This window comes from Adlercreutzia sp. ZJ473 (assembly GCF_013185065.1).
In the GTDB taxonomy this organism is placed as follows: domain Bacteria; phylum Actinomycetota; class Coriobacteriia; order Coriobacteriales; family Eggerthellaceae; genus CAAEEV01.
In genome coordinates this window covers 1-8,700 of sequence record NZ_JAAVTO010000074.1, presented here as the reverse complement: position 1 = coordinate 8,700, position 8,700 = coordinate 1, and the positions used below count along the sequence as shown (strand labels likewise).

The window sequence follows — 8,700 nt, the reverse complement described above, 5'->3', positions numbered from 1 at the left end:
CCGCCGGCCGCGAGCGTGGCGGGCATGTCGGCCGAGGTGCGCTATGCTGCCGCCGTCGACTCCGGAATGGCCGGAACGGGCTGGTAGGAGATCGGGAGAGCATGACCCCCATCAAAGTTACGCCGTCAATCCACTTTGGTTTGTTGCGAAGGTGCTTGACGCAGCGGGGCTTTGACGTCACCATGCTTGCAGACGCAAAAACCTCCGAGGTTTTGTAAGGGCCGGTCCTACTGGGACTGGCTCTAGTTGTCTATGGGGAGATAATTCGGGTTATAGAATGAATGAAGTGGTACGGAGAGGGCGAGAAGACGACCAAGGCACGAGCGCGGGAACTGGGCAAGAAAGGCGCGGCCGCTGAGGTGCGTGCGGACTAATGTAAAAACGACCGAGTAGCGGAGCGTTTCCATGCGCCATTACATTAGCTTCCATTCACCATCTACCGATATGCGCAGGTCATGTGCTTGTCTGGTGATGGAGGCACGGTCTCTCCTCCATTAGTTTGCCCTGTGGGCTCTTGGCGAGAACCGAGATGGGGACTTCACCAACTAATGTAAATGGGCGTAGAATTACATTAGTTTGGAAATGGAATTACATTAGTTGGGAGCGCCATGATACGACAGCTGAGCGAGATGCCTTCCCTGGTCCTGCGTCTCATCGGAGACGTCGAAACGGAGGTCGTCGAGTACAAGACCGCGAAGCAGAACTACGACTTCGAGGATATCGGGAAGTACTTCTCGGCGCTCAGCAACGAGGCGAACCTTCGCGGCGCGGAATGCGGGTGGCTCCTCTTCGGCATCACGAACGACCGAGAGGTCAGCGGCACCGCCTACCGCAAGGAGGCGAGCATGCCTAGCGTCGGGCTGCGTCGCCTCAAGCGCGAGATTGCGAAGTTCACCAACGAGGGCATGACCTTCGAGGAGGTATACGAGTTCGAGATGGAGGGCAAGCGTATCGTCGCCTTCCAGATTCCCGCGGGAACCTTCGCAACGCCGACCACCTGGCATGGCATTCCCTGGTCGCGCGAGAACGAGTCCCTCGCCGAGATGCCCAAATTCAAGCTAGAGGCTATCTACGGGCAGAGCCGTCCTGACTGGTCGCGGCAGCTCGCGTTCGAGGCGAACCTTGATGACCTCGACCCTGATGCGGTGTCATTCGCCTGCAAGAAGTACGTGGAGAAGTTCGAGGAGAGCCAGCCAGCCGTCCGCAACCTGGACGAGATCTCCATCCTGAGCAAGATGGGGCTCATCATCCACGGGCATGTGACGAACGCTGCGCTCGTTCTTCTGGGCAAGTCGGAGGCGAGCGTGTTCCTGGGTGGCATAGAGCCCCGCATCACCTGGACGCTCTACGCGAGCGACGGCTCCACAATTGCATACGAGCACTTCGAGCCGCCTTTCATCATGCAGGTCGACCGCGTGCTCGGCAAGATCAGGAACGAGAGGTACCGCTTCTTCGACCGCGAGGACACGCTGTTCCCGACCGAGGCGTACCGCTACAGTCCTGAGGTCATCCGCGAGCTTTTACACAACGCGATAGCGCATCAGGATTTCCGGATGTCGGGCAAGATCAACGTGCTGGAGTACGAGGATAGGCTCGTGTTCAAGAACGAGGGCACGTTCATCCCCGAGACCATCGAGGCGGCACTCGAGAGTGGGTACAAGCCTCCCTATTACCGCAACCCTCTGTTGTCGAGTGCCATGAGCAGGACGGGGATGATGGACCGCAACGCCATCGGTATCCGCAACGTCTTCGACATCCAGCGCGGCCGCCTGCTGCCCATGCCCACCTATGACCTCACCAAGCCGGCTCGCGTGTCGGTGACGCTCTACGGGACCGTGCTGAACGAGGACTACTCCCGACTGCTTGCCAAAGACCCCAACCTTGACCTCGTCACCGTCCTTCTGCTCGACCTAGTGCAGAAGGGGCTTCCCATCACCAAGGACCAGTCGCGGCTGCTTCATGAGCGCAAGCTCGTGAGGGGACGCTACCCGAAGCTCACGATATCGGCCGAGGTAGCTGCGGTCACTGGCGCACACGGCGACTACGTGAGGGCCAAGGGGCTGGACAACAGCGTGTTCAAGGAGCTGATACTGGAGCTGCTGCGAGTGCGCCCGTGCTCGCGTGCGGAGATCATCGCCGAGCTCGACCACGCGCTGCCGGCTGATCTCACGGCCAAGCAGAAGGGCGACCACGTGAGCTATCTGCTCCAGTCGCTGCGCAAAGCGGGCCGGATCACGAACGAGGGGAGCACGTCAGCCGCCGAGTGGCACATCGCCGACTAGCGGTCATCATGTCGCCGCAGATCTCCTTCTTCTCCTCGAAAGCGCAGCTCTCAGGCGTGTACGAGCAGAAGCTCGCCCGGAAGCAGGCCGTCCCCCCGACCTGCCGCAGTTGGATCACCCTGGCTGCGGCGGTCATGCTTCTTTCCTCTCGGGTGCCCAACGCCATGAACGACGATGCCAGGCTGGTATGAATTACGGTACGAACAATCCCAAAGGGAGTGTTCTTTCTCCTGGTGTTTTGCATTGTATAGATTTCTCAAACACACCAGTTTTGACCTGCGGAAATGATACTTTTTGGAGTAGAGTGAGCTTTAGCGCCTTGCCTCTTGGTTCATCCCCACTCGTCGACGATGTCCATGAGGCGCTGCTGCGAGTTGATGCCGAGCTTCCGGTAGATGTGGTAGATGTGCGACTTCACCGTGGCGGGGCTCACGGTGAGCGCCCCCGCGATGTACTCGGCGTTGCGCCCGCGCGCCAGGAGGATGAGCACCTCCCCCTCGCGCGGCGTGAGCGCATAGCGCTCGGCCACGTGCGCGCAGCGCCGCTCGAGAGTGAGCGCCTGGGGCGCGGGGTCCTCCCCCTCCTCCCCCTCCTCCTGCGCGACCGCCTCGACCACGCCCTTGCCCGCCACGTCGAGGAGGTCGTCCAGGCGCGCGCGCATCTCCGACTCGTCGCCGCCGTACACCGAGAACGACACCACGACCACGACGGAGAACAGGGCCATGGCGAGGCACAGCGCCATGCCCTCGAGCTCCAGCGCGAAGACCAGCACGAACGCGAAGACCGACCCCAGGAAGAACCCGAGCCACGAGGGGGCTTGGCGCATGGCGTAGCGCCTCACGGGATGCAGGCGGAACTCGTAGTTGTCGATGCTCGTGGAGTACCAGGCGAACACCGAGGTGTGCGCCAAGGCCATGTTGGCGACGCAGCCGCATGCGACGCGCGCCGCGCCGTCGCAGAACGGCAGCAAGAGAACGCTCGCCACGAGGAACGGCAGCGTGATGCGCTGGACGACGCCCACGTCGACGTTCACGCGCGCGCCGAGGTGGTTCCAGACGAACACGAGCAGGATGCCGCCGATGCCGCTCGCCCCGCCGACGAGGGCGGCCTCGTATCCCATCGAGCACAGCTCAACCGTCATGAAGCCGTACACCGCGCCATGGCAGGCAACCGAGACCGCCGCGGTGGCCGAGAGCGCCGGGGCGGCGCGGAGCTCGTCGACGCGCGGCACGGTCTCGCGGGGGATGCGCCGCGAGAGGAAGGCCACCGCGCCCATCGACCCCCCGATGAGCAGCGCGGTCTGCAGCAGGCTCGCCCACACCAGGCTCGTCGCGTTCACCAGCACGAACAGAAGCGTCCCCAGCGCCGCGCCGCATGCGATGACGTGCGCCGTGCGCTTGGTGGGCACGATGCTGAAGAACACGCACCAGCACGACATGGCGCTCGCCTGGGCGAAGCCGAACAGGACCCACACCGCCGCCGACACCGCGAAGGGAAGGGCCGCGACGTAGGTGCTCGCAAACGACTCCGCCACCGCCACGAGGGCGAGAAGCGAGCTCAGCGGAAGGAGGCGGTCGCGATGCTCGTACACCCAGTCGGCCTTCAGGCCAAAGGCCACGTAGGTCACCACGAGCGCCAGGACCGAGGCGATGCGCAGCTTGATTCCCTCCTCGATCGAGCACCACGAGAGCAGCGGGACCGACGGCGCGAACACCGCCGTGAGCTCCCATCCGATGAGGCACGAGAAGCCGACTGCGGCCACGAGGTGCAGCGGAGCCAAATCGACGGCCGCCTGCGGCTGATTTTCTGATTTCCCCTGATCAAGAGCGCACACAGAGACCCCCTCAACATTTGAGTATGACACTGAAACGCCAGAAGACCCGAATTCAACATCAGCAGCTGTCGATTCGAGGGGGGAACAGGCCGATACTTTCGCCTAGGCGACCGCTTAAGGCGAAGGATGCGCCTCGGTTCCCCTGCCATGCGACTTTCCGCACAGCGCATACCGTCTCATAAGCGCGCCCCGCAGTCAAACCTTTGAGAGAAAGGACTGTCCATGTGCTTCAGACCGCCCACCGTGGACCAGGGGCCGGTAAAGTGCCCCCAATGCGGAGCGTTAGTCAACCCGAAGCTTGACGAATGCCCCAGCTGCGGCGCCAAAGCCGCCAAGACCCCGGGCGCGCCGCCCGCGCCGGGAGCCCCCGGCGTCCCCGGCGTCCCGCCGGCACCGGGCGTTCCCGGCGTTCCGAGCGTGCCCGGCGCCCCGGGCGTCCCGAGCGCGCCCTCGGTCCCGAAGGTGCCCACTCCCCCCGCGTCCTAAGGCCGAGGGGAAGACGCGGGCCCCTCGGGCGCAGCCGTCTCCCAAGCGCGCCAAGCGCGCGACGAGGGGCCCGCTCCGTTTCAGACGAGTGAGGAGAGAAGATGGGAAGCAGCGTAACCGGCACTTCTATCATCAAGGGCCTCGGCTTCAACAGCTTCGGCATCGGAGCCAACGCCTGCACGGTTGACATCGACGAGGAAAACGACAAGATCCTGCGCATCCGCCCGTTCCACTTCGACGAGCACTACACGCCGGAGGAGCTGAACTACTGGAAGATCGAGGCGCGCGGGCGCACCTTCGAGCCCGGCCTCAAGACCTACATATCGCCGCTGTCGCTCAGCTACAAGAAGCGCGTGTACTCCAAGAACCGCATCCCCTGCCCGCTCAAGCGCGTGGACTGGGACCCGGACGGCGAGCGCAACCCGGGCAACCGCGGCAAGAGCGGATACGTGCGCATCAGCTGGGACGAGGCCACGGGCATCATCGCCCGCGAGATCAAGCGCATGCACGACACCTACGGGCCCGAGGCCATCCTCTGCGAGGTCGACGGCCACGGGGAGACGAAGGTGGTGCACGCGGCCCACGGCTCCATCACGCGCCTGCTCGACGAGTGCGGGGGCTACACCCTCCAGTCGCGCAACTCCGACAGCTGGGAGGGCTGGTACTGGGGCGCCAAGCACATCTGGGGCATGGACCCGCTCGGCCAGACCTCGTTCCAGAACAACATCATCAAGGACATCTCCGAGAACGGCGACGCCGTGCTGTTCTGGGGCTGCGACGTGGAGACAACGCCCCTGGGCTGGGGCGGCTACATGGCGAGCCGCATCTGCTCGTGGTTCACGGAGATCGGCGTCAAGCAGATCCACATCGCGCCCGACGTGAACTACACGAACGCCGTGCACGCCGACAAGTGGATCCCCGTGCTGCCCAACACCGACGCGGCCCTGCAGCTGGCCATCGCCTACACCTGGATCAAGGAGGGCACCTACGACCAGGCGTACCTCGACACCCATGCCGTGGGGTTCGACAACTTCAAGTACTACGTGCTCGGAGGCGAGGACGGCGTGCCGAAGACCCCGAAGTGGGCCGAGGCCATCTGCGGCGTGCCCTCCTACACCATCAAGGCGCTCGCGCGCTACTGGGCGCGCCACGCCGTGTCCATCGCCCACTGCAACGGCGGCAGCTTCATCCGCAGCTGCTTCAGCCACGAGCCGGCGCGCCTCGAGGTGGCGCTTCTGGGCATGCAGGGGCTGGGCAAGCCGGGCGCCAACCAGTTCAAGATGCTCGAGTGGACGCTGTTCGGCATCCCCACGGTGACGCCGCTGCCGCCCTCGACGTGCATCCCCAACATCGGTGAGGCCTACCTCGGCTTCATCACGGGCACCAAGCCGAGCTTCATCCCCAAGACCATGATCCCGCAGGCCATCCTGAACCCGCCCGTGCAGTGGTACGGCCACATCGCGGCCGGCCTCCCGCGCGAGGACCAGTTCACCGGCCCGTTCACCTTCCCCGTCGAGGACAAGTCGCGCATCCACATGGTGTGGTCTGACACGCCCTGCTGGGAGACGTGCTGGAACGGCGGATTCAAGATGCAGGACGCGCTGCGCCACGACTCCATCGAGTTCGTGGTCGTCCAGCATCCCTGGATGGAGAACGACTGCAACTTCGCCGACGTCATCATCCCGTCGAACACCAAGTTCGAGACCGAGGACATCGGGACCGACAACGACTCCGGCCAGTGGACCGTGGTGTTCTACGAGAAGCAGGCCATCAAGGCGCGCATGGACTCGAAGTCCGACGTGGAGGGCGTGGCCGAGATCGCCCGGGCCCTCGAGAAGTTCGGCGGGATCTACGAGAACCTCCACGAGCGCTTCATGGGCGGCAGGACCTTCGACGAGTGGATCAAGGCGGGCTTCGAGACGTGCGGCATCCCCGAGGGCGCGATGACCTACGAGGAGTTCAAGGAGAAGCAGTACTACCCGTTCCCCACGCGCGAGGACTGGGAGGACATGCCCGCCGGCCTCATCGGGTTCCACGACGACCCCGAGGGCAACCCGCTGCGCACGCCGTCAGGCAAGCTCGAGTACTACTCCACCACGCTGGCGCAGATGTTCCCCGACGACAAGGAGCGCGGCCCCATCCCCCGCTGGGTGCACGTGAGCGACGAGCACGAGGAGCGCACGAACACCGAGCGCGGGCGCACGTACCCGTTCCTGCTGGTGAGCAACCACCCGCACTTCCGCGTGCACGCCCAGCACGACGACGTGACCTGGCTGCGCGAGATCGAGACGTGCAAGGTGGTGGGCCCCGACGGCTACCGCTACGAGCCCATCTGGGTGAACCCGATCGACGCGGGCAAGCTGGGGCTTGAGACCGGCGACATCGCCAAGCTCTACAACGAGCGCGGCGGCGTGCTCGGCGGCGTCATCGTGAGCGAGCGCATCATGCCGGGCGCCCTGTACCAGGACCACGGATCGCGCGTCGACAGCATCGTCATGGGCGAGGGCGGCCTCGACCGCGGCGGCGCGAACAACCTGATCGCGCCGAGCGCGACGACGTCCAAGAACGCCGCCGGCGAAGTGACCTCAGGCTTTCTGGTGAACATCGAGAAGGTCGACGTGCTCGCGCTGGCCGAGCAGTATCCCGAGGCGTTCTCGCGCGACTACGACCCCGATTGCGGGCTGGTGGCCACGGCTCGCATGGCGGAAGGAGCATAGATCATGGGTAAGGTTTTCGTATTCGACTTCGCGAAGTGCACCGGCTGCCGCAACTGCCAGCTGGCCTGCAAGGACGAGCACGTCGACAACGACTGGGCCCCGTATGCCGCGCCCCAGCCCGACACCGGCCAGTTCTGGGGCCGCATCGAGGAGAAGGTGCGCGGCCAGGTGCCGAAGGTGCGCGTGAGCTACGCGTGGCGCGCCTGCCAGCACTGCGGGAACGCGCCCTGCATGGCGGCCGCCGAGGCGGCGGGGGCGCCGGACGCCGTGTACCGCCGCGACGACGGGCTCGTGATCGTCGACCCGGTTGCCGCGCGCGGGTGCGAGGGCCTCGCCGAGGCGTGCCCCTACGGCGCGATCTTCTACAACGAGGAGCTCGGCCTCCCGCAGAAGTGCACGGGCTGCGCGCACCTGGTGGACGAGGGGCTGCCGCCGCACTGCGTGGACGTGTGCCCGCACGAGGCGCTGCGCTTCGGCGACGAGGAGGACTTCGCCGCCGAGATCGCGCAGGCCGAGTTCTGGATGGCCGAGCGCGCCGAGGCGGACGAGCCGCGCGTGTACTACCTCAACAAGCCGCGCCGCTTCCTGGGCGGGGTGGTGGTCGACCTCGAGGCTGACGAGGTCGTCGTCGGCGCGAAGGTGACGCTCGAGGACGTGCGCACGGGCGCGGTGCAGGCCGTGCTCGCCGACGAGTTCGGCGACTTCTGGTTCGAGCAGATCCCGGCCTCCGAGTACCGCGTCTACTTCGAGGCGGAGGGCTACATGACCCGCATGCTCGAGGCGACGACGGCTGACGAGGACCGCAACATGGGTCCCGTCGCGCTGTACGCCACCGCGTAGCGCGCGCAGGCGCGGCTGCCCGCATCAATGCTCGCAGCCGCGCCTCACACGAGCATTCGCACCACAGCATGCAGGAAGAAGGCCCCGACCATGCGGTCGGGGCCTTCCCTTCGCAATCTTTTCCTGCGAGCCCTGCGTGCTCTCGCCCGCCGCCAGGGCACGCGAGAGCACGTCGGCACCGCGGCGCCCGCGGCAGCCCGCGCCACCCTCAGCCGAAGCGGTACGACACGCCCATGGTGGGGCCCGGGTTCGCCCACTTCGCGATGATGGTGTCCCCGCACAGGATGCGGCAGGTGCCGCACTCGAGGCAGCCCGCGTAGTCGAACGTCGGGGCGCCGTCCTCGTCGCGCTGGTAGAGCGCCGCCGGGCACACCATGACCAGCTTGTCGAACTCCGCCGGGTCGGGGTCCTCCGCCAGCTCGATGTGCGCGTTCTCCTCGTCGACCTCGTACTTGTTGCTTGCCAGGTACCCGTCGACGTTCACGGTGAAATCCAACCTGCTCATAGCGCCCTCATCGCCCCTCTCGCGTCCTTGAGGACG

General features: G+C 65.5%; 7 protein-coding genes. 5 read left to right on the top strand and 2 right to left on the bottom strand.

Translation table 11 applies throughout. The features are described from left to right. The first annotated feature begins 608 nt into the window (after positions 1–608). Positions 609–2,282, top strand: coding sequence for an ATP-binding protein (locus HRL41_RS11025; RefSeq protein WP_172137072.1), 1,674 nt, complete (start codon positions 609–611; stop codon positions 2,280–2,282). Between the two features lie 8 nt (positions 2,283–2,290). After that, positions 2,291–2,473: a hypothetical protein gene (locus tag HRL41_RS11020; RefSeq protein WP_172137071.1), complete on the top strand. Its 183-nt coding sequence runs from the start codon at positions 2,291–2,293 to the stop codon at positions 2,471–2,473. Positions 2,474–2,613: 140 nt separating this feature from the next. On the opposite strand, the gene HRL41_RS12510 is transcribed toward HRL41_RS11020, so the two are convergent. After that, positions 2,614–4,116, bottom strand: a complete 1,503-nt coding sequence (locus HRL41_RS12510; protein WP_172137070.1) for a helix-turn-helix transcriptional regulator — start codon at positions 4,114–4,116, stop codon at positions 2,614–2,616. Positions 4,117–4,338: 222 nt separating this feature from the next. Between HRL41_RS12510 and HRL41_RS11010 the strand changes: the two genes are divergently transcribed. The 3 genes from HRL41_RS11010 (at position 4,339) to HRL41_RS11000 (ending at position 8,159) form a co-directional block, all read left to right on the top strand. Then, entirely contained in the window at positions 4,339–4,602 is a 264-nt protein-coding gene (locus tag HRL41_RS11010) for a hypothetical protein (RefSeq protein ID WP_172137069.1), read from the top strand. Positions 4,603–4,703: 101 nt separating this feature from the next. Beyond that, a complete protein-coding gene (locus HRL41_RS11005) occupies positions 4,704–7,319 on the top strand; it encodes a molybdopterin-dependent oxidoreductase (RefSeq protein WP_172137068.1) in 2,616 nt (871 codons plus the stop codon). A 3-nt stretch (positions 7,320–7,322) separates the two neighbouring features. Next, a complete protein-coding gene (locus HRL41_RS11000) occupies positions 7,323–8,159 on the top strand; it encodes a 4Fe-4S dicluster domain-containing protein (protein WP_165172726.1) in 837 nt (278 codons plus the stop codon). A 208-nt stretch (positions 8,160–8,367) separates the two neighbouring features. Here HRL41_RS11000 and HRL41_RS10995 read toward each other — a convergent pair whose 3' ends face one another. Next, positions 8,368–8,664, bottom strand: coding sequence for a ferredoxin family protein (locus HRL41_RS10995; RefSeq protein WP_165172724.1), 297 nt, complete (start codon positions 8,662–8,664; stop codon positions 8,368–8,370). Positions 8,665–8,700 lie beyond the last annotated feature (36 nt).